Annotated in this window: 15 protein-coding genes; 8 read left to right on the top strand and 7 right to left on the bottom strand. The window is 73.3% G+C overall.

The features are described 5' to 3' along the window. Positions 1 to 614: 614 nt before the first annotated feature. On the bottom strand, positions 615 to 2,765 hold the full coding sequence (locus CRP49_RS40150) for a SpoIIE family protein phosphatase (protein WP_179851997.1): 2,151 nt from the start codon (positions 2,763 to 2,765) through the stop codon (positions 615 to 617). Between the two features lie 331 nt (positions 2,766 to 3,096). Between CRP49_RS40150 and CRP49_RS47320 the strand changes: the two genes are divergently transcribed. Next, positions 3,097 to 3,705: a response regulator transcription factor gene (locus tag CRP49_RS47320; RefSeq protein WP_107428326.1), complete on the top strand. Its 609-nt coding sequence runs from the start codon at positions 3,097 to 3,099 to the stop codon at positions 3,703 to 3,705. On the opposite strand, the gene CRP49_RS40145 is transcribed toward CRP49_RS47320, so the two are convergent. The 4 genes from CRP49_RS40145 to lanKC all read right to left on the bottom strand — a co-directional run bounded on the left by CRP49_RS40145 (position 3,706) and on the right by lanKC (position 9,986). After that, positions 3,706 to 5,421: an ABC transporter ATP-binding protein gene (locus CRP49_RS40145; protein ID WP_179851996.1), complete on the bottom strand. Its 1,716-nt coding sequence runs from the start codon at positions 5,419 to 5,421 to the stop codon at positions 3,706 to 3,708. Continuing rightward, positions 5,418 to 7,106: an ABC transporter ATP-binding protein gene (locus CRP49_RS40140; protein ID WP_097258307.1), complete on the bottom strand. Its 1,689-nt coding sequence runs from the start codon at positions 7,104 to 7,106 to the stop codon at positions 5,418 to 5,420. Before CRP49_RS40140 ends, CRP49_RS40145 begins: the two co-directional genes overlap by 4 nt. A 98-nt stretch (positions 7,107 to 7,204) precedes the next feature. Further along, the gene (locus tag CRP49_RS40135) at positions 7,205 to 7,318 is read right to left on the bottom strand and encodes a SapB/AmfS family lanthipeptide (RefSeq protein WP_094222020.1); all 114 of its coding nucleotides are present in this window, start codon (positions 7,316 to 7,318) and stop codon (positions 7,205 to 7,207) included. 37 nt (positions 7,319 to 7,355) lie between these two features. Beyond that, positions 7,356 to 9,986 carry a class III lanthionine synthetase LanKC gene (lanKC, locus tag CRP49_RS40130; protein ID WP_097258306.1) on the bottom strand — a complete coding sequence of 877 codons (2,631 nt, stop codon included), beginning with the start codon at positions 9,984 to 9,986 and terminating at the stop codon, positions 7,356 to 7,358. Positions 9,987 to 10,190: 204 nt separating this feature from the next. Here lanKC and CRP49_RS40125 point away from each other — a divergent pair, with 204 nt between their 5' ends. From CRP49_RS40125 to CRP49_RS40115, 3 genes are all read left to right on the top strand, one after another. Further along, positions 10,191 to 12,638: a SpoIIE family protein phosphatase gene (locus tag CRP49_RS40125; protein WP_257033797.1), complete on the top strand. Its 2,448-nt coding sequence runs from the start codon at positions 10,191 to 10,193 to the stop codon at positions 12,636 to 12,638. Between the two features lie 80 nt (positions 12,639 to 12,718). Next, on the top strand, positions 12,719 to 12,991 hold the full coding sequence (locus CRP49_RS40120; RefSeq protein WP_097258304.1) for a hypothetical protein: 273 nt from the start codon (positions 12,719 to 12,721) through the stop codon (positions 12,989 to 12,991). Next, on the top strand, positions 12,988 to 14,481 hold the full coding sequence (locus CRP49_RS40115) for a cytochrome bc complex cytochrome b subunit (protein ID WP_097258303.1): 1,494 nt from the start codon (positions 12,988 to 12,990) through the stop codon (positions 14,479 to 14,481). Before CRP49_RS40120 ends, CRP49_RS40115 begins: the two co-directional genes overlap by 4 nt. Here CRP49_RS40115 and CRP49_RS40110 read toward each other — a convergent pair. Continuing rightward, positions 14,417 to 14,800 (bottom strand): cytochrome c oxidase subunit 4, encoded by a 384-nt coding sequence (locus tag CRP49_RS40110; RefSeq protein WP_094221998.1) that lies wholly within the window; start codon positions 14,798 to 14,800, stop codon positions 14,417 to 14,419. The genes CRP49_RS40115 and CRP49_RS40110 overlap by 65 nt on opposite strands. Next, entirely contained in the window at positions 14,797 to 16,461 is a 1,665-nt protein-coding gene (gene ctaD / locus CRP49_RS40105) for a cytochrome c oxidase subunit I (protein WP_179851995.1), read from the bottom strand. The genes CRP49_RS40110 and ctaD overlap by 4 nt, the downstream gene beginning before the upstream one ends. 141 nt (positions 16,462 to 16,602) lie before the next feature. On the opposite strand from ctaD, the gene CRP49_RS40100 reads away from it, so the two are divergent. From CRP49_RS40100 to CRP49_RS40085, 4 genes are read left to right on the top strand one after another with little or no spacing between them, the layout of a single operon-like run. Then, positions 16,603 to 17,670 carry a glucose-1-phosphate thymidylyltransferase gene (locus CRP49_RS40100; RefSeq protein ID WP_097258301.1) on the top strand — a complete coding sequence of 356 codons (1,068 nt, stop codon included), beginning with the start codon at positions 16,603 to 16,605 and terminating at the stop codon, positions 17,668 to 17,670. Further along, on the top strand, positions 17,667 to 18,638 hold the full coding sequence (rfbB, locus tag CRP49_RS40095; protein ID WP_097258300.1) for a dTDP-glucose 4,6-dehydratase: 972 nt from the start codon (positions 17,667 to 17,669) through the stop codon (positions 18,636 to 18,638). Before CRP49_RS40100 ends, rfbB begins: the two co-directional genes overlap by 4 nt. After that, a complete protein-coding gene (rfbD, locus tag CRP49_RS40090) occupies positions 18,635 to 19,501 on the top strand; it encodes a dTDP-4-dehydrorhamnose reductase (RefSeq protein ID WP_097258299.1) in 867 nt (288 codons plus the stop codon). The genes rfbB and rfbD overlap by 4 nt, the downstream gene beginning before the upstream one ends. Beyond that, the gene (locus tag CRP49_RS40085) at positions 19,498 to 20,301 is read left to right on the top strand and encodes a class I SAM-dependent methyltransferase (protein WP_097258298.1); all 804 of its coding nucleotides are present in this window, start codon (positions 19,498 to 19,500) and stop codon (positions 20,299 to 20,301) included. Before rfbD ends, CRP49_RS40085 begins: the two co-directional genes overlap by 4 nt. The last annotated feature ends 4 nt before the right edge of the window (positions 20,302 to 20,305 follow it).

The raw sequence follows: 20,305 nt of genomic DNA, 5'->3' as shown, positions 1-20,305 counted from the left end.
GGGCTCTCCCCGCACCGGGATCGGGCGGGCTGTCCCGCACCGAGATCGGCAGGGCTCTCCCCGTACGGGGATCGGGCGGGTTGTCCGGTACCGGGATTCGGCGGGCCGTCCCGCGCTGGGATCGGGCGGGCTCTCCCCGTACGGGGATTGGGCGGGTTGTCCGGTACCGGGATCCGCCGGGCCATCCCGCACTGGGATCCGCCAGCCCGTCCCCCTACCGGGATCGGCGACCCGTGCCCCCGCCGGGATCGGCTGGCCCGTGCCCCCACCGGGATCCACCAGCCCGTCCCCCCACCGGGATCCGCCGACCCGTCCGCCCCCACCGGGATCCGCCGACCCGTCCGCCCCCACCGGGATCCGCCGACCCGTCCGCCCCCACCGGGATCGGCCGGCCGTTCCCTCGGCGGGACCGGCCGAGCCGTTCCCAGACTCCCTGACCGGCCCACCGCGGTTCCGGCCGGCAGGGACGGTCCGGCCCTCCGGCGGGAGGGCCGGACCACAGTCGTGGAACCGGACCACAGTCGTGGAACCTGACCACAGTCGTGGAGCACGACCACAGGTCGTGAGCCCGAGCGCAGGTCGTGGAGCCGGTGGCAGTCGTCGTGCCCGGTGGGTCAACGGTCCCCGCGGGCCCGCAGCAGCAGTACCGCCACGTCGTCCACGCGTTCCCGTGCCGCCGCGCTGTGTCGTACCAGTTCGTCGGCCAGGATCTCCAGCGGCTGGTCGCCGGCTTCGGCGAGCAGCGCGCCGAGGTCGACCAGGGAGTCCTCGATGTCGATGCCGGGGGACTCCACGAGACCGTCCGTGTAGAGGGCGAGGACCGAGCCGGGGGCCAGGGACACCTCGGTCGTCGGGTACGTGGCCGACGCGTCGATCCCGAGCAGCGGGCCACCGGCGAGGTCCAGCACCCGCACCCGGCCGTCCGGGCGCCGGAGCAGGGGCGGCGGATGCCCGGCGCGTGCCATCACGGCCTGCCCCCGCACCGGGTCCAGCCGCAGGTACACGCAGCTGGCGAACAGGTCGGCGCCGAGGTCGATGAGCAGCCGGTTGGTGCTGCGCATCACCTCCTGCGGCGCCTGACCCACCGTGGTGTACGCCCGTACCCCGGTGCGGATCTGCCCCATCAGCGCCGCCGCCGTCACGTTGTGTCCCTGCACGTCCCCGATCACCGCCGCGGCCAGCGGCCGGGTCGGCACCAGGTCGTAGAAGTCGCCGCCGATCTCCATGCCCTGAGTGGCCGGCAGATAGCGGGCGGCCGCCTCGATGCCGGGCAGCGGTGCCAGCGAGTGCGGCAGCAGCGACTCCTGCAGCCCCTGCGCCAGCCGGTGCTTGGCGTCGTACAGCTGGGCACGCTCCAACGCCTGTGCGATCAGCCCGCCGAGGCTGGTCAGGACCGCCCGCTCGTCGGCGGGGAAGACCCGCGGTTCGGCGTAGGCCAGCACACAGGTGCCCACCGGCCGCCCGGACGCGATCAGCGGCAGATATGCCCAGGCCGCGAACCCGTCCGGGGTCGACTCCCGGTGCGGGTACAGCCGCTCCAGCTGCTCCCGCGAGTCGAAGAACGCCGGCACCCCGCTGTTCAGGACATGGGTGCCCGGGGTGCGTTCGCTCAACGGCAGCCCGTCGAAGCGCTCCACGACATACGGAGCCGGATACCCGCGGTGCCCCAGCACATGCAGGCGCCTGGCCTGCGAGCCGAGGATCACCATGGCCTGGCAGCCGACCGACGGGGCGACCTCGTCCCACACCAGCTGCACCACGTCCTGCACCCCCACCGCCTCGGTCAGCGCCCCGGCCAGGCTCAGCACCTGCGAGATGGTCACCAGCCGCGAGGGACCGGGCCCCGTCTGCGGCGCCTCCCGCGCCATCTCCGCCACCGCCCGCGCCCGGCTGATCCGCACGCTCAGCCCGGTCGTGCTCGGATACAGCCGGAACGACAGCCACTCGCCCGGCGGGCGCAGCGCCACGAACGACGTCACCTGCTGGCTGATCAGCGCGGCCCGGTACCGGTCCTCGTACATCGGGTCGTTCAGCCATGGCACGGACACCCACGGCAGAATGCCGAGCAGTTCCCCGGCGGGCCGGCCGATCAGCTCGCCGGCCGCCGTGTTGGCGAAGGCGATCCGGCCGTGCAGATCCAGCGACATCAGCCCGTACGGCAGCCGGGACACCATCCGCGCCGCCTCCACCGACCCCAGCGTGTCCGCCACACCCGACAGCGGCGTCGCCAGCACGTCGGCCTCGGGGCCGATCGGCAGGTTCTGCGCGGCGGCCCGTTCCAGTCGCAGGGCCAGCCGTTCGCAGGCGGCCGTCAGATGCTCGCGCTCCCAGTCGGCCAGCTCCGGCGGATGCGCACCGGGCCAGGTCACGAACACTGCGCCGTACACGGTGCCCGCCGTCGCCACCGGCAGCGCGGCCAGCGCGAACGGGTACGGCAGCACCACCGAGATCCGCGGATAGCAGCGCGCCATCTGCTCCTCGCCGCCCACCCACACCAGACGCCGCTCGCGCACCGCGTCCGCGACCGGGATCGGCGCGCTCAGCCCGACCCGCTGCCAGGGCGCCGCGAACGCGCGGGGCATGCCCGCCATCACCGCCATCTCCAGGACCGGCTGATCGGGCCTGAGCAGGTACACCGCGCCGGAGTGCGCGTGCACGTCCTCGATCATCGAGGCCAGCGCCATGGACAGCAGCGGTCGGCCGACCTCGGCCCTGGCGGCCGCCGGTGCCTGTGCCGGCCCTGGCCCGTCGGACACGCCGACCACCTCCTCGCCGGGCCGCGCGTCGCGTCTCGGGGTCCAGGCTCCCTCGCGGGGGCGTGCGGCGCACGGCGAGCGCCCTTCGCGCGCCTTCGGCGGCAGCCGTGATCTGTGCCGCCCCGGGGCCTCCGGATACCCCGTCCGGACCGGACCATGCCCCCGCAGCCGAAGCGCGCGGCGGTGTACGGGCGCCGCGTGTGCGCCCCCGCGCACCTTGATGGCCGATTCTGCGCGCCCGCGAACGGCGAATGCGCCCAAGAATGGGGCACGCGCTGAACATCTGAAGACGTGAGCACGGCGATACGGGGCGAAGTACGGCCGACTGGAGGGGCGGGCAGTGATCCGGGTACTGCTGGTGCACGACGCGTGTCTGGTGCGATCGGTCCTGGCGGAGTGGTTACGGGGGGAACCAGGTCTGCACGTGGAGGACACGCCCTGGCGTGGCGCGTCCGCGCGGGTGCGGTCCGTGCGCCCGGACGTGTGCGCGGTGGACCTGGACTGCGCCGAGGGTCATGGCGTGCCGCCGCTCGGCGACCTCTGTCCGCCCGGCACCGGCGGCCGGCCTCCGGCGCTGGTGGTGCTTGCGAGTGCGAATCGGCCGGGGCTGCTGAAGCGGGCGGCCGAGGCGGGTGCGCTCGGCTTCGTCGACAAGGCGGGCTCGCCGGAGGGGCTGGTGCGCGCGATCCGCAGCGTCGCCGAGAGGGAACGTTTCGTCGATGCGTCGCTGGGCTTCGGCTTCCTCAAGGCGGCCCAGATGCCGCTGACCAGACGCGAGCTGAGCGTGCTGTCCCTGGCGGCCGGCGGGGCGTCCATCGCGGAGATCGCCGGCAGCCTGCACCTGTCCCACGGCACGGTGCGCAACTACATGGCGGCGATCACCCGCAAGACCGGGGCGCGCAACCGCGTCGACGCGATCCGGATATCCCGGGGGGAGGGGTGGGTGTGATCACCGGACCGGTGCGGTGGGCTCAGCCGTCCAGCCGCCGACCAGGTCCTGGTACAGGGCCGAGGTCCGCAGCAGCTCGTCGTGGGTGCCGCAGGCGGTGCGCGAGCCGTCCAGCACCAGGACGCGGCCGGCGCGGCGGGCCGAGCTGATGCGGTGGGCGACGACCACCAGCGTGCCGCCCGGCCGCGCCGCGAACGCCCGCTCGGCACGGTCCTCCGCCGCCGGGTCCAGATGACAGGTCGCCTCGTCGAGCAGGGCGAGCGGCGCGGGTGACAGATAGGCCCGGGTCAGCGCGATCAGCTGCCGCTCGCCGGCCGACAGCGCGCCCGGGTCGACCCTGCCCCCGGGCCCGCCGAGCGCCCGCAGCAGGGGCGTCAGCCCGACCGCCTCGGCGGCGGCCAGCAGCTCCGCCTCCGGCACCGGGTCCCGGCGGAAGAGGCCCAGGTTCTCGGCGAGCGTGCCGCCATGGACGTACGCCTCCTGCGGGATCAGCACCCGGGAAGCGGCGGCTCCCGGCCCCGGAACGGCGTGCCCGTACACCCGGATCACCCCCTCCCGCGCCTCCAGCAGCCCGGCGACCAGACCCGCGAGCGTCGACTTGCCGATCCCGCTCGGTCCTACGACGGCGAGGTGTGCCCCCGCGGGGACGCTGAGGTCGAGTCCGTCGAGGACGGGTTCGCGCGCGGGGCCGTAGGCGAAGGTGACGGAGGTGAGGTCCAGGGCGGGGGCGTCGGGCGGCGGGGTTCCCGTGGCCCGCAGGGAGTTGCTCCGGTTCTCGGGCCGCCGCACCCCGGAGGCCGTCGTCGGTGCCAGGCGGCGTAGGACGACCGTGAGCCGGGACCCGCTGGCGCCCAGGCCGTGGACGAGGTTCTGCAGGGCGGGGAGCAGGGACTGGGTGACGTACGCGAGAGCACCGACCAGCGCACCCGGCGTCACGCCGTGGCCCAGGAGCCAGGGCGCGGTGGCGAGCAGCAGGACCACCGGCAGCTCGCCGCCCACCGCCAGCGCGGCCACGCGGGCCACGCTCCAGCGGGCCAGGGCGCGGGCGGCCCGCTGTTCCGCGTCGATCGACTCCGCGACGCCGGCCCACACCCGTGCCTCGGCACCGGCGGCCGTCACGTCCCGCAGCCCCGGACAGACCGCGCCCAGGTCCTCCGCCAGCGCTTCGTCGGCGGCGAGGAAGGCCTCCTGACGACGGGCCAGCGGCCGCAGGGTCGCCGCGAACAGGCACAACCCGGCCAGCAGCGGGGGCGCGACGACCGTCAGCAGCAGCGGGGCGAGCGAGAACAGGCCGATCAGCGCGCCGGCGGCGGTGAACAGGAAGGAGCGGGAGACCAGCACCAGTCCGGCGAGCGTGTCCCGCGCGATCTCCACCTGCTGGGTGAGCCGGGACAGCGCCGCGGCGTCCGCCTCCCGCACCCCGCGCCCGACCACGCTCGCCACCAGGCGGTCCCGGACCGGCTCGACCAGCGCGGCGACCACGCCGTACACCCGCCCGGTCCCGTACGCCCCGGCGCCCACCGCGAGCCCGGCCGCGCCGAGCCACAGCAGACCGGTCCGTGCGTTCCCGGCGAGGAACCCGTCGTCCAGCGCCCGGGCCAGCGCATAGCCGATCAGGAAGGTCTGCCCTGCCTCCAGCACGGACCAGAGCCCGAGCCGGACCAGGACTCTCCAGCGCGCCCGTACCGATCCAAGGACCCGCGTCCGCGCACTCATTCTCCGAACACCGCCCGGTACTCCGTGTCCAGCCACAGCTCCGCATGGGGGCCCACCGCCCGTACCCGGCCCCCGTCCAGCCAGGCGACGGCGTCGGCGCGGGCCGCCGTGCCCGTGCGGTGGGCGATCAGCAGGCGGGTGGGGCCCGTGCCAGGGGCCAGCAGGGACTGGGCGATCTGGTGCTCGGTGACCGTGTCGAGGCTGGAGAGGGCGTCGTCGAGGATCAGCAGACGGCCGCCGTGGGCGAAGGCGCGGGCGAGGCCGAGGCGCTGGGACTCGCCGCCGGAGCGGGGCGCGTCGGCGCAGCGGGTGGCGTAGCCGTCGGGCAGGCGGCGGACGAAGCCGTCGGCCCGGGCCCTGCGCGCGGCCGACCGGATCCGGGCCGGCGAGGGCGTGGTGAGCCCGAACGCGATGGTGTCCTCGATGGTCGTGCCTAGCAGGGCAGGGCGTTCGAAGGCGTAAGAGACCGCTCGGCGCAGGTCGGCATGGTTCAGCTCACGCAGCGGGATCCCGTCGAGCAGGACCTCGCCCGCGTCCGGGTCGGCGAGTCGGCCTGCGAGTTCGGCCAGCAGGGACTTGCCCGTGCCGGAGCGGCCGACCACGGCGAGGATCGTGCCGCCCGGGACGAGCAGGTCCACGCCGTCCAGGACGGTACGGCCGCCCCGGCTCGCCGTCACGCCGCGCAGCTCCAGTCGCCCGGAGCCGGACGGCAGCCCTCGGGTGCCGTACCCGGGCGCCGGTTCGGCCAGTACCTCGGCGAGGCGTCCGGTGGCCGCCCGGGCCCGGGAGAGCGCGGCCAGTTGACCGACCAGCACACCGACTCCCGTCGCCAGGACGGCGTACCGGGAGGCGGCCAGCACCTCGCCGACCGACAGGCGGTGGTGGGCGAGCAGCAGCCCCGCCACCGCGACCACGCCCAGGTTCAGCAGCGGTGCCACGGTGACCGCCTGTGCGGCGGCCCGCCCCTGCACCCGCCACATCTGGTGCCCGGCGCGGGACAGTTCGGGCAGCGGTGCGAGGATCCGGGCCGTCTCGCGGTCCTCCGCGCCCGCGGCCCGGATGGTGCGGAAGCCGCCGACCGCCTCGGCGAGAGCGGCCGCCATCCGGCCCTGCACCCGCTGGTAGTCGGCCACGCACGCCGAGGTGTCCCGGGCGAACGCCCGCAGCAACAGCGCCAGTACGGGCGCACCGACGAGGAACACGGCCGCCAGCCACGGGTCGATGACGCCGAGCGCCACCACGCCCCCGACCGGCCCGGCGAGCGCGGCGAGCAGCGCGGCCAGCGCGGCCGGCGCCGTCCCGGCCTGCGCGGCGTTGCCGACCAGCCGCGCCACCAGGTCCCCGGCGCCGAACCGGGCGCCCGCGCGCGGGCCCAGGGCCAGCACCTGCCCGGTGACCCGGCGGCGCAGCCACGCGGTGGACCGCGCGTCGACCGTGCCGGTGAGCACGCCCGCGCATCCGTCCAGCACGGCGATCAGCAGCACCAGGCCCGCGCAGCAGGCCACCCAGCGGACCGCCGGGGCATGTGCGAGCAGCAGGTCGAGGGTCCGGCCGAGTGCGGCCGGCAGCAGCAGTCCGGCGGCCGTCGCGGCCGCGCTCACGGCGCACAGGGCGGCACAGCGGGCGCCGCCGTGCCGGAGCACGGCACGCGGCAGACGAGCGGGAGCGTCGGGGGAGGGCGTCATCGGCTGCGGCCTCGCGTCGGAGCGGACGGGAAGGCTCCGGGCAGCCCCCTCCCAGACGGGGGAGAGGGCTGCCCGGAGCCGTGGACTCACCGGCCGGGTCAGAGACAGAGCAGGATGCTCGCCGCCGACACGCAGGACAGCAGGCTCACCGTGCTCGCGCCGGTGTGGGACAGCTCGTCGGACTCCAGGGTCTGCAGGTCGAGAAGTGCCATGTTCGTGTCCTTTCCCTTCATTGGGGACGGGGTTGTGTCACGACTCCGTGGCGGAGCCGCGGGTGCGGGCCGCCGGTGGCGGCGGAAGGAACGGCAGGTGCGCCGAGCGCCCGGCGTCGTGGGCCGCCGCGAGCGCGAGCAGGCAGCCTGCCGTTCCGGTGGCGAGGTCCATGGAGAGCCGCATCATCTGGTGCCCGGGGAAGGCGAGTTGGCCCTGGTAGGCCATCGCGAACCAGCCGAGCCCGTCGATCTGCTGCGCGAGCCGCTCCCGGCCGGCGCCCGGCGCGGTGCTCCGGGCGAGGTGCAGGACCATGCCGGCGCGGCCCTGGAAGAGACCGGGCTGTGCGTAGAAACGGGAGGTGGCGGCGGTGAGAATGCCGGCCCGGGCCTGCTCGAACTCCGTTGTGGTGTCGGCTGCTTCGGCGAGGGCGTCGCCCGTCAGCGCCAGGTAGTCGTCCAGGACCAGCCCGATCCCCACGCTTCCGTCGCCGAGGTACGGCAGTGTGCGCCAGCCCTCGTCCACCTCCAGGGCGCCGCCCGCCGGCTGGACGACGCAGCAGGCCAGGTCGCGCCGGAGTGCCTCGGTCGCCGCTGCCAGCAGCCTTGCTTCACCGGTCTCCTGGTACCGCCGCAGCAGGAACAGCGCGGGCCCGCTCGCGCCCCGCAGCAGCCCGGCCCGGCGCCGGGGCGGGTCCGGGACCGGTTCGGCGAGGCGTCGTACGAGGATCTCGGCGGCCTCGGCGGCACGGTCGCGCAGCGCCGGTTCGCCGGTCGCGGCCGCCAGGTGGCCGAGGACCAGACCGAGTCCGGCGAGGCCGCCGTGCAGGTCGGAGGAGAGGCGGCGCCAGTTCTCCCGCAGGACGCCGCCGATCAGGTCCAGCGCCCGCTGCCGGTGGCCGAGCCGGTCCAGGACCAGGGCCACGCCCGCGAGACCGTCGTACAGGCCGAGCGGGGTGCCGGGCGGCGGCGGGGCGGTGTGGTCCAGCAGCCAGCGCTCGCCCTCGTCGTACCGGCCGGCGCCGGAGACCTCCAGCGCGTACAGCACCCCGGCCGCGCCGTGCGCGAGCCCGAGGCCGCCGCCGTCGGAGAACTGGGCGATGTCGCCGGGGAAGAGCCGGTCGTCGCGCTCCGGGGTCGCGGAGGCGAGGATCGCCTTGACCATGGAGTCCCGGCTGTAGGGCCAGTCGCCCGGCACGACCGGCGGCGCGGGTGTGCTCCGGCCTGCCGTCTCCCGGGTGATCTCCGCGACCGCCTCGTCCAGGAAGGCGCGCGGCACGTCCGGGAACTGCTCCGCGATGACGTCCGCCAGATGGGCCGCCTTGCCGCGGTCCACCACGAACAGCGTGGTCACGGGCAGGAACAGGGCGAGGCGCAGACAGGCCAGCGCGTACCGGTCGACGTCCGTGCCCCGGCGGTCCGGCGGGGCGAAGAAGCCGGGGTGGGCCACCGTCTGCCGGCCGTTCTCCGCGGCCGGGGCGGCCGCCTCGAAGTCGATGAGGTACACCGTCTCCTCGTCCGGGGCGACCATCACGTTGAAGACGTGCAGGTCGTGGAAGACCAGCCCGCGCGCGTGCACCGCCGCCACCGCCCGCTCCACCGCCCGGTGGATGCGCAGCGCCCACGCCGTGTACGACGCGACCTTCGCCGGGTCCGGGTCGGGGGTGAGCAGCGGATGCCGTTCGGCGAAGAACGAGTTGAGGGGGCGGCCCTCCAGGTGGTCCATCACCAGGAACCGGTGGTCGCCCAGCGTGAACCAGTCCCGCACCTCCGGCACCAGGCCCGTCCCGGCCACCCGCTCCAGCGCGGCCTTCTCCCGCGCCAGCCGGGCCACCGCGTCCGCCCCGTCGGCGGCGAGCCCCGCGTGCGGACGCCCTTCCTTCAGCACCACCCGGCGCCCGTCCCGGGTGTCCGTGCCGACGTACACCCCGCCGCCGTTGGAGAAGTGCAGCGCCTTCTCGATGCGGTACGGCAGCTCGCCCACCGTCGTGGTGTTGCGGGCCTCCAGATGCGGCCGCAGGAACTCCGGCAGCGTCACCCATTCGGGCACCTGGAAGGACGGTGTCCGCCGGTCCGGGACCAGGCGCCCCTCGCCGTCGGCCACGGCGAGGACCAGCGAACCGCGCTCGTCGACGACGTACCGCCGTGCGAAGGCGCCGTAGCGGACGTAGAGCGGACCGTCGTGCCAGCGCAGGTCGGTCAGGATGTACGGCCCCTCGCAGCCCTCCAGCAGCGCGCCCAGCTCGCGCAGCACCTCGTGCAGCTGGTCCTCGCCGGCGGGGTACACGGTGACGAACTTGCCGCTGGTGTCGCGGCCCGCGTACTTGGCGTTGCGCAGGTGCAGCAGATGCGGGGACGGCACGAACTTGAACGGGATGCGGCGCGGCATGCAGTAGTCCCACACGATCCGGGCGATCCGCTCCGCGTTCGCCGTCGTCGCCGAGGAGTGGATCTTCCAGCCCTGGGCCGGCGACGGGAGCGGCGCGCCGTCCCCGCCGAGCGGGGTCAGCGTCAGCCAGTCGCCCGAGCGCGCCGCGTGCCAGCCGTCCGGGACCGCGCGACGCGCCGTCGCGAACAGCGGCGCGGGCTCGCTCCCGTCCGCCGACAGCCGGTCGGGCGTGTCGTAGAAGTGCCCGTCGGCCAGCGCGTACACCTCGTACCGCTTGTCCATGCGGCTCCCGCCCCCTCCTCCGGTTGACCCGGTAGACACTCGCAGCAGGCGGACGGTCGCGGACAGTCACGACTGTCACGAGATCACCGTGCGGAACGCATGGGTAAAGATGTGTTCGGCGGCTTTCGAGCGATGTCCGCACAGACGGCACGCGGAGCCTTCACAGGGGCTGCGCAGGCGGCCCATACGCGCTGTAATGACGAAGTGGCCAGTGAGGGTGCTGCGGTGCGCAGAACGAGAGCCGAGCGTGCCGGGATCGCCCTGGAAACACTCATCGCCGCACCCGCCTCTCCCGACCGACTGCGCCGGGTCCTCGAACAGGCACTCGTGTTCGCCGGGGCGGCGTTCGTGGGCGTCTACGTGCCCGGCGACGACCCCTCCGTGCTGTACCTGACCGAGTCGGCGGGCCTGCCCCGCACGCTGTACGGCCTGCGCGACGGCTATCCGGCCGCCGGCGGCTCCCCGGTCGCCGAGGCCCACCGCACGGGGCGGCCCGGGTGGCTCGGCCCGGACGAGCTGGCCGACTGCCCCGAGGCCCGCCGCACACCGTCGGCCGAGTTCTCCGTGGGCGCGCTGCCGCTCGGTGCGGCCGCCAGCGGCTGTCTGCTCGCCGTCAGCGAGCACCCGGGCGGCTTCGGCACCGACGACCGCGCCTGCCTGGAGCTGATCGCCCGGGCGGTCGCCGTGCCCCTCCGGACCGGCCCGGCCGCCGACACCGGCGAGCTGCCCCGCGACGCGTTCAGCCTGGCCATGGACACCGGCCGGGTCGAGGTCGGCGACGAGATCCTCAGCCTGTTCGGGATCGGCCGGGACGCGTTCGACGGCAAGGTGGAGACCCTGCTCGCCCTCACCGTGCCCGAGGACCTGCCCGCCCTGATGTCGGTGGTCGAGGCCGACCACATGTCCATCGGCGACCGCGAGCTGGAGTTCCGCATCCTGCAGCCCTCAGGCCCGCCCAAGTGGCTCCGGCTGAGCGGCCGGCTGCTGCCCGGCGGCGAGGGGCGCCCCTCCCGGCTCGTCGGCACCGTCGCGGACGCCTCCACCCTGCGCTCCGACGTCACCGACGTGGCCCGCGTACAGCGCCTGGCGGCCGCCCTCGCCATGGCAGGCACCGTCAAGGACGTCGGCCAGGCCGTCGTCGCCGCCCTGCGCAAACCCCTCAAGGCCGACCGCATCGCCCTCGCCGAGCTGGAGAACGACCGCCTGGTCGTCACTGTCCTCGACCCGCCCGAACCCGAGGCCTGGCCCGAGCTGTGGCGCAGCGAGTGGCGCAGCGAATGGCCCGACGCGCCGGTGCGTGCCATGCCGACCCTGGCCGCCGCCCTGCGCGAGGGGCGCGCCCGGATCTGGCCCGCCGGCTCCCCGCTGGAGCCCGCCCTCGCCGACGTGGGCCCCGGCGGCCTCGCCGTGCTGCCGCTGCCCGCGGCCGGCCGCATGGCCGGCGCCTGCCTGATCGGCTGGGACCGCCCGCACGAGTTCGGCCCCGACGAGCGCGCCCTGCTCACCGCCAGCGCGGGCCTCACCGGCCAGGCCCTGCTGCGCGCCCATGCCTTCGACGCCGAGCACGAACTCGTCGGCATGCTCCAGCGCACCCTGCTGCCGCGCCGCCTGCCCCGGCTGCCCGGCGCGGTCGCCGTCGCCCGGTACCTGCCCACCACCGCCGGGCTCGAGGTCGGCGGCGACTGGTACGACGTGATCCCGCTCGCCGACAACCACGTGGCCCTCGTCATCGGCGACGTCCAGGGCCACAACGCGGGCGCCGCCACCCTGATGGGCCAGATGCGCACCGCCCTGCGGGCCTACGCCGTCGAGGGCCACGCCCCGGACGTCGTGGTCGCGCACGCCAACCGGCTGCTGCTGGACATGGAGACCGACCTCTTCGCCACCTGCTGCTACGTCGACGTCGACATGGAGCAGGGCACCGCCTGGTGCGTGCGTGCCGGTCATCTGCCGCCGGTACTGCGCCACCCGGACGGCTCCACCGAGATCGTCGAGGCCGAGGGCGGCCCGCCGCTCGGTGTGTCCATCCAGGCCGAGTTCCCGATGGCCCCGCTCCGGTTCCAGCCCGGCACGGTCCTCGCGCTCACGACCGACGGCCTGGTGGAGTCCGCCGAGTCCGACATCGACGAAGGCCTCGACCGGCTCACCGGCGAACTCGCCGCCGCCGACCCCGGCCACCTGGGCCTCGTCGCCGACGCCCTGCTCACCGGCGCCCACCGCGGCGACGACGTCGCCCTGCTGCTGATGCGCTACGACGGCATGGCCGTACGCCCGCTGCGCGAGACCTGGACCGTGTGGCGGGTCCCCGAAGCCGTGCGGCACGCCCGCCGCTTCACCCGGCGCACCCTGCGCACCTGGGGCGTCCCGCCCGACACCATGGACACGGCCCTCCTCGTCGTCTCCGAGCTGGTCACCAACGCCCTCGTGCACACCGACGGCCAGGTCCGCCTCGACCTCAGCCTGGTCAACCACCGGCTGCGGCTCGCCGTCGCCGACTCCTCGCCGCGCAGCCCCGTCAAGCCCACCAACATCGGCTGGGAGGCCACCGGCGGCCGCGGCATCCTGCTGGTGGAGGCCGTGTCGGAGGCCTGGGGGACGGTGCCGGTCAGCGGCGGCAAACAGGTGTGGGCCGACGTCGTACCCGATGCCTGACGGCCACTCGGGTAGCGGTCGGGGCCGCTCCCGGCAGGTCGGAGGGGCCTGCAGGCCCGCCGTGCCTAGGGTCTCCTGTCGTGGCACACACCTTCGAGGAACTGGTGGAGAAGCAGCGCGCGGCCGACGCGGCGCACCGCATGGTCGACGAGCTGCGCGACACCTACGGACCGCCCGCCGAGCGGGGGATGACCGGCGTCCAGTCGGACACTTACGAGACGGCCCTGCGTGCCTGGCGGGAGCTGGCCCGGGACGTGCAGACCGCGGTGAGCGAGTACGCGCGGGAGACCGGCCGGCCGCGCGCCGAGGTGGAGGCCGAGGTGGAGCGGGCGGCGGCAGCGGAGGACACATGAGCCGAGCCGGCCGCCGCGCCGAGCGGCTCGCGGACGCGGCCGACGCCCGGCTGCCGGTCCTGGAGGGCGGGGCGCTGCTGCGCAAGGCCTTCCCCGAGCACTGGTCCTTCCTGCTCGGTGAACTCGCCCTCTACAGCCTCCTCGTGCTGATCGTGACCGGGGTGTGGCTGACGTTCTTCTTCCAGCCGGAGATGCGCGAGGTCGTCTACGCCGGCTCCTACGCGCCGCTGCGCGGCGTGCTCATGTCGGCGGCCTTCGACTCCACCCTGCGCATCAGCTTCGACGTGCGCGGCGGACTGCTGATCCGGCAGGCCCACCACTGGGCCGCGCTGGTGTTCGTCGCCGCGATCGGCCTGCACATGCTGCGGATCTTCTTCACCGGCGCCTTCCGCCGGCCCCGCGAGCTGAACTGGGCGATCGGGCTCACCCTGTTCGTCCTCGCGCTCGCCGAGGGCTTCGCCGGCTACTCGCTCCCCGACGACCTGCTCTCCGGCACCGGCCTGCGCATCGCCCAGGGCATCATGCTCTCCCTCCCGGTGGTCGGCACGTACGTGGCCTTCTTCGTCTTCGGCGGCCAGTTCCCCGGCCACGACATCATCACCCGGCTCTACCCGATGCACATCCTGCTCCTCCCGGGCGCCCTCATCGCCCTGGTGACGGTGCATCTGACCCTGGTGTTCTACCTGAAGCACACCCAGTGGCGCGGCCCCCGCCGCACCAACCGCAACGCCCTCGGAAAGCCGCTCTTCCCGCACTTCACCGCCCTCACCTCGGGGCTGGCCCTCACCCTCTCCGGCGTGCTCGTGCTGCTGTCCGGCCTCGCCCAGGTCAACCCGATCTGGAACTACGGCCCCTACCGCCCCGACGTGGTCTCCACCGGCTCCCAGCCCGACTGGTACGTCGGCTTCCTGGAAGGCGCCCTGCGACTGGTGCCGGCGTGGGAGACCAACCTGGCCGGACACACCCTCATGTGGAACGTGCTGCTCCCGGCCGTCGTCCTGCCCGGGCTGCTCTTCACCGTGCTGTACGCCTACCCGTTCGTGGAGCAGCGCCTGACCGGGGAGTGGCAGCACGAGCAGCACCTGTGCGACCGGCCGCGCGAGCGCCCCGTGCGCACCGGCCTCGGCGTGGCGGGCACCGTCTTCTACGCCGTGCTGCTGCTGGCCGGCGGCAACGACATCATCGCCCTGACCTTCCGCATCTCCGTCAACGCCCTGACCTGGGTGCTGCGCGTCGCCCTCGTGGTGGCCCCGGTCCTCGCCTTCCTGGTGACCCGCTGGCTGTGCCGGGCGCTGACGGAGGCCGAGTGCCGGCGCCTCGCCGAGGGCGTGTCCACGGGCGAGATCCGGCAGAGCGTGACCGGCGGCTACGACAGCGACCACGAGCCCGTCGAGCGGTTCCGGCCCGGCGCACCGCGCAGGCCGCTCACCGGTGGACGTACTGGAACACCATCCCGAACACCCCGCGGGCCAGCACGCCCAGACCGATGAGGAACAGCCACAGCCCGAAGACCACGCCGGTCGCCGCCACCGCGAACCCGAGCGCGGTGACGATCGGCCACAGGCTCTCGTGCGGGAAGAACGCCACCGGCCCGGCACCGTCCGCCACCTCCGCGTCCGGACGGTCCTGCGCCCGCTTCCCCCGGCGCCGGTACTGGATCAGACAGAAGAAGGCGACCAGCGCCGCCATCCCGCACGCGACGACCAGCACGGTCGTGCCCGTGTCGTCCTGCGACCACACCCCGTACAGGGCGGCGGACCCGCCGAAGAACACCGCCACCCCGCCGAACAGCATCGCCTCGGTCCTCATCGCAGGCCCTCCTCCTCCGCCTGCCGCACGACCTCCGGATGATGCAGGTCGAAGGCCGGCGACTCCGACCGCACCCGGGGCAGCGCCTGGAAGTTGTGGCGCGGTGGCGGGCAGGACGTCGCCCACTCCAGGCCCCGTCCCCACCCCCATGGGTCGTCCTCGGTGACCTTCTCGGCCTTCGTCGAGGTGCGCCAGACGTTGTAGAGGAACGGCAGCGTGGAGACACCGAGCAGGAACGCCCCCGCCGACGAGAGGGTGTTGAGCAGCGTGAAGCCGTCCGAGGGCAGGTAGTCCGCGTACCGGCGGGGCATCCCCTCCTCGCCGAGCCAGTGCTGCACGAAGAAGGTCAGCTGGAACGCCGGGAACAGCAGCCAGAAGTGCAGTTTCCCGAGCCGCTCGTCCAGCATCTTCCCGGTGAACTTCGGCCACCAGAAGTAGAAGCCGGCGAACATCGCGAACACCACCGTCCCGAACAGCACGTAGTGCAGGTGCGCGACGATGAAGTACGAGTCGGTCAGATGGAAGTCCAGCGGCGGCGAGGCGATCAGCACCCCGCTCAACCCGCCCAGCAGGAAGGACACCAGGAACCCCAGCGACCACAGCATCGGCGTCTCGAACGAGACGGACCCGCGGACCATCGTCCCGATCCAGGCGAAGAACTTGATGCCCGTGGGCACCGCGATCAGGAACGACATGATCGAGAAGAACGGCAGCAGCACCGCACCGGTCGCGAACATGTGGTGCGCCCACACCACCGCCGACAGCATGGTGATCGCGATCGTCGCCCCGATCATCGGCAGATAGCCGAACAGCGGCTTGCGGGAGAAGACCGGGATGATCTCCGAGATGATCCCGAAGAACGGCAGCGCCACGATGTAGACCTCGGGATGCCCGAAGAACCAGAACAGGTGCTGCCACAGCAGCGCGCCCCCGTTAGCCGCGTCGAAGACGTGCGAGCCGAACTTCCGGTCCGACTCCAGCGCCAGCAGGTCCGCCGCCAGCACCGGGAACGCGGGCAGGATCAGGATCGAGGTGAACAGCACGTTCCAGGTGAACATCGGCATCCGGAACATGGTCATGCCCGGCGCGCGCAGGCACAGGATCGTCGCGATGAAGTTGACCGCGCCCAGCGTCGTCGACACACCGGCCACCACCAGCCCCATCGCCCACAGGTCGCCGCCCGCGCCGGGGGCGAAGTAGGCGCTGTTCAGCGGCGCGTACGCGAACCAGCCGAACGCGGCGGCACCGCCCGGCACCAGGAACCCGGACACCACCATCAGCCCGCCGAACAGGTACATCCAGTACGACAGCGCGTTCAGCCGCGGGAAGGCCACGTCCGGCGCGCCGATCTGCAGCGGCATCACGGCGTTCGTGAACCCGGCGAACATCGGCGTCGCGAACAGCAGCATCATGATCGTGCCGTGGATGGTGAAGAACTCGTTGTAGCCCTGCTCGCTCAGGAACTGCAGCCCCGGCCGGGCCAGTTCGGCGCGCATCGCGAGGGCCAGCAGTCCGGCGAAGAGGAAGAAGCAGAACGCCGTGACCATGTAGAGCCGGCCGATCACCTTGTGATCGGTCGTGACGGCCCAGCGCAGCAGGGTCCGGCCGGGCCGCGGGGCAGGGGCCGTGTACCGCTCGACGATCCCTCTGGTGTCCGACATATCGGGTAGTTCCGTCATCGCCGGTGACGGTACCGCATGGACACCATGTGAATCGCCGACGGCACCCGAGCCACACCGTCGTGACAAACCAGTAGGACAAACGAAGGTCCGATGCGGACGATCACCGTTAAGGTATGGCCAATGAAGGCTCTGGTGCTCTCCGGTGGAGCCGGTACCCGACTGCGCCCGATCACCCACACCTCGGCGAAACAGCTGGTGCCGGTGGCCAACAAGCCCGTGCTCTTCTACGGCCTCGAATCCCTCGCCGAAGCGGGGATCACCGAGGTCGGGATGATCGTCGGGGACACCGCGGCGGAGATCGAGGAGGCGGTCGGCGACGGGTCGAAGTTCGGCCTCGACGTCACCTACATCCCCCAGGAGCGCCCCCTCGGACTCGCCCACGCGGTGCTGATCGCCCGGGACTTCCTCGGCGACGACGACTTCGTGATGTACCTCGGGGACAACTTCGTCGTCGGCGGCATCCGCGACCTCGTCGACGCGTTCCGGGCCGGCCGGCCCGACGCCCAGATCCTCCTCACCCACGTCCCCGACCCGCGCTCCTTCGGCGTCGCCGAACTCGACGCGGACGGCCAGGTGATCGGCCTGGAGGAGAAGCCGGAGCACCCCAGGAGCGCCCTCGCGCTCGTCGGCGTCTACCTGTTCACCCCGGCGATCCACGAGGCCGTACGCGCCATCAGGCCGTCCCGGCGGGGCGAGCTGGAGATCACCCATGCCCTCCAGCACCTCATCGACACGCGGGCCGACGTGCGGTCCACCGTCATCGAGGGCTACTGGAAGGACACCGGCAACGTCGGCGACATGCTGGAGGTCAACCGGACCGTTCTCGAAGGCGTGCGGCGGCGCATCGACGGCGAGGTGGACGACGCGTCCGAGACCGTCGGCCGGGTGGTGATCGAGGAGGGCGCGCGGATCACCAACTCCCGGATCGTCGGCCCGGCCGTCATCGGAGCCGGGACCGTCGTCAGCGACTCCTACGTCGGCCCCTTCACCTCGATCGCGGAGAACTGCCGGATCACCGACAGCGAACTGGAGTTCTCCATCGTGCTGCGGGACTCCTCGATCACCGGGGTGGGCCGTATCGAGTCCTCGCTGATCGGCCGGCACGTCGAGGTGACCCCGGCGTCCGGCGTACCCAGTGCCCACCGTCTAGTCCTCGGAGACCACAGCAAGGTGCAGATCCGTTCATGAACCTCCTCGTCACCGGCGCCGCCGGGTTCATCGGCTCCACGTACGTCCGCGCGCTCCTCGCCGACGACTCGCCCGACGCGCCCACCATCACCGTGCTGGACAAGCTCACCTACGCCGGCACGCTGACCAACCTCCCCGCCGACCATCCCCGCCTGGAGTTCGTGCGGGGTGACGTCTGTGACGCGGGCCTGGTGGACCAGCTGATGGCGGACGCCGACCAGGTGGTGCACTTCGCCGCCGAGTCGCATGTCGACCGGTCCATCGACGGGGCGGGGGAGTTCGTCCGAACCAACGTGGTGGGCACGCAGACCCTGCTGGACGCGGCGCTGCGGCACGGTGTCGGCCCGTTCGTGCACATCTCCACGGACGAGGTGTACGGCTCCATCGAGTCCGGTTCCTGGCCGGAGACGCACCCGCTGGCGCCCAACTCGCCGTACTCCGCGTCCAAGGCCTCCTCGGACCTGCTCGCCCTGGCCTGTCACCGCACCCACGGCCTGGACGTCCGTGTCACCCGCTGTTCCAACAACTACGGGCCGCACCAGTTCCCCGAGAAGGTCATCCCGCTCTTCGTGACCAACCTGCTCGACGGTCTGAACGTCCCGCTGTACGGCGACGGGCGCAACGTCCGCGACTGGCTGCACGTCGAGGACCACTGCCAGGGCATCGACCTCGTGCGCACCAAGGGCCGGCCCGGCGAGGTGTACAACATCGGCGGCGGCACCGAACTGAGCAACAGGGAACTCACCGGCCTGCTCCTGGACGCGTGCGGCGCCGGCTGGGACCGGGTCGAGTACGTGACCGACCGCAAGGGCCACGACCTGCGCTACTCGGTCGACTGGAGCAAGGCCCGGGACGAACTCGGCTACCGCCCACGCCGTGACTTCACCACCGGGCTCGCCGACACCGTCGCCTGGTACCGGGACAACCGCGCCTGGTGGGAGCCGCTGAAGAAGCAGGGTGCCCGATGAGGTGGCTGGTCACCGGCGCGGGCGGGATGCTCGGCCACGACTCCGTCCGGGAGTTGCTGGACCGCGGCGAGGACGTCACCGGACTCGACCGGGTGACGCTCGACATCACCGAACCCGACGCCGTACAGCGCGCGTTCGACGCCCACCGACCCGACGTGGTCGTCAACTGCGCCGCCTACACGGCCGTCGACGACGCCGAGACCGACGAGGCACGCGCCCTGCGCGTCAACGGCGACGGCCCCCGGCTGCTCGCCCGCGCCTGCGCTGCACACGGTGCCCGCCTGATCCACGTCTCCACCGACTACGTCTTCTCCGGCGAGACCCGCGCCACCCCCTACCCGGAGGACCACCCGCCGGCCCCGCGCACCGCCTACGGCCGCACCAAGCTCGCCGGGGAGCGGGCCGTACTGGCCGAACTCCCGGGCGCCGCGGCCGTGGTGCGCACCGCCTGGCTGTACGGCGTCCACGGCCGCAGCTTCGTGCGCACAATGCTCGAACTGGAGGCCCGCCGCGACACCGTCGACGTCGTCGACGACCAGCGCGGGCAGCCGACCTGGAGCGCCGACGTGGCCGCCCGGATCGCGGACCTCGGCGCCACCACCGCGCACGGCATCTTCCACGCCACCGGATCCGGCGAGGCCAGCTGGTACGAGCTGGCCCGCGAGGTGTTCCGGCTGGCCGGCGCCGACCCGGACCGGGTGCGCCCCACCGACAGCCGGTCCTTCACCCGGCCCGCGCCCCGGCCCGCCTACAGCGCCCTCGGGCACGCCCGCTGGCGGGAGGCCGGTCTGGCACCGCCGCGGGACTGGCGGTCCGCCCTGTCCGAAGCCCTGCCTCTCATCCGCAAGGAGATGTCCCAGTGAAACGGCACGAGTTCCTGCGGGAACTCCACAAGGTCACCGCGAACCGCAACTACCTGGAGATCGGCGTCAACGACGGCCGCAGCCTGACGCTGTCCCGGGTGCCCAGCATCGCGATCGACCCGGCGTTCAAGGTGGTCACGGAGATCCGCTGCGACGTGCACCTGGCGAAGGCGACCAGCGACGACTTCTTCGCCCGCGACAACCCCCTCGCGCACCTCAGGGGCGGCCGCCACCCGCTGCGCAACCTGGCCCGCAACCGCAGCCCCTTCGGCTACTGGCAGCGCACCACGCTGGACCTGTCGTTCATCGACGGCATGCACCTGTTCGAGTACGCGCTGCGGGACTTCATCAACATCGAGCAGCACTCCGACTGGGCCAGCGTGATCGTCTTCGACGACATGCTGCCGCGCAACATCGACGAGGCCGCCCGCGACCGGCACACCAACGCCTGGACCGGGGACGTCTACAAGCTCGTCGAGATCCTGCACCGCCACCGCCCCGACCTGGTCACGGTCCTGGTCGACACCGCGCCCACCGGCCAGCTGGTGGTCTTCGGCGCCGACCCCGAGAACACCGTGCTCAAGGACAAGTACGACGAGATCATCGCGGAGTTCGAGGTCCCCGACCCGCAGAAGGTCCCCGAGTCCGTCCTGGAGCGCACCACGGCCGCCAAGCCCGAGGAGTTCCTCGGCGCGGGCTTCTGGAAGCCGCTCGTCGCGGCCCGCAACCGCGGGACCAAGCGCTCGCGCGGCTGGGAGCAGCTGCGCCGCGCGGTGTCCCCGTACAGCGCCGGCCATTGAACCC

This window comes from Streptomyces sp. Ag109_G2-15, assembly GCF_900215565.1.
Taxonomy (GTDB): domain Bacteria; phylum Actinomycetota; class Actinomycetes; order Streptomycetales; family Streptomycetaceae; genus Streptomyces; species Streptomyces diastatochromogenes.
The sequence above is the reverse complement of the archived record's forward strand: the minus strand, read 5'-3'. Positions and strand labels throughout refer to the sequence as shown.

Excerpts from the sequence above, each read along its gene's own strand:
- CRP49_RS40140 (WP_097258307.1), bottom strand. The coding sequence starts at position 7,106 with ATGACGCCCTCCCCCGACGCTCCCGCTCGTCTGCCGCGTGCCGTGCTC.
- CRP49_RS40110 (WP_094221998.1), bottom strand. The coding sequence starts at position 14,800 with ATGAGGACCGAGGCGATGCTGTTCGGCGGGGTGGCGGTGTTCTTCGGC.
- CRP49_RS40115 (WP_097258303.1), top strand. The coding sequence starts at position 12,988 with ATGAGCCGAGCCGGCCGCCGCGCCGAGCGGCTCGCGGACGCGGCCGAC.
- rfbB (WP_097258300.1), top strand. The coding sequence starts at position 17,667 with ATGAACCTCCTCGTCACCGGCGCCGCCGGGTTCATCGGCTCCACGTAC.
- CRP49_RS40100 (WP_097258301.1), top strand. The coding sequence starts at position 16,603 with ATGAAGGCTCTGGTGCTCTCCGGTGGAGCCGGTACCCGACTGCGCCCG.
- CRP49_RS40135 (WP_094222020.1), bottom strand. The coding sequence starts at position 7,318 with ATGGCACTTCTCGACCTGCAGACCCTGGAGTCCGACGAGCTGTCCCAC.
- ctaD (WP_179851995.1), bottom strand. The coding sequence starts at position 16,461 with ATGTCGGACACCAGAGGGATCGTCGAGCGGTACACGGCCCCTGCCCCG.
- CRP49_RS40145 (WP_179851996.1), bottom strand. The coding sequence starts at position 5,421 with ATGAGTGCGCGGACGCGGGTCCTTGGATCGGTACGGGCGCGCTGGAGA.
- lanKC (WP_097258306.1), bottom strand. The coding sequence starts at position 9,986 with ATGGACAAGCGGTACGAGGTGTACGCGCTGGCCGACGGGCACTTCTAC.
- rfbD (WP_097258299.1), top strand. The coding sequence starts at position 18,635 with ATGAGGTGGCTGGTCACCGGCGCGGGCGGGATGCTCGGCCACGACTCC.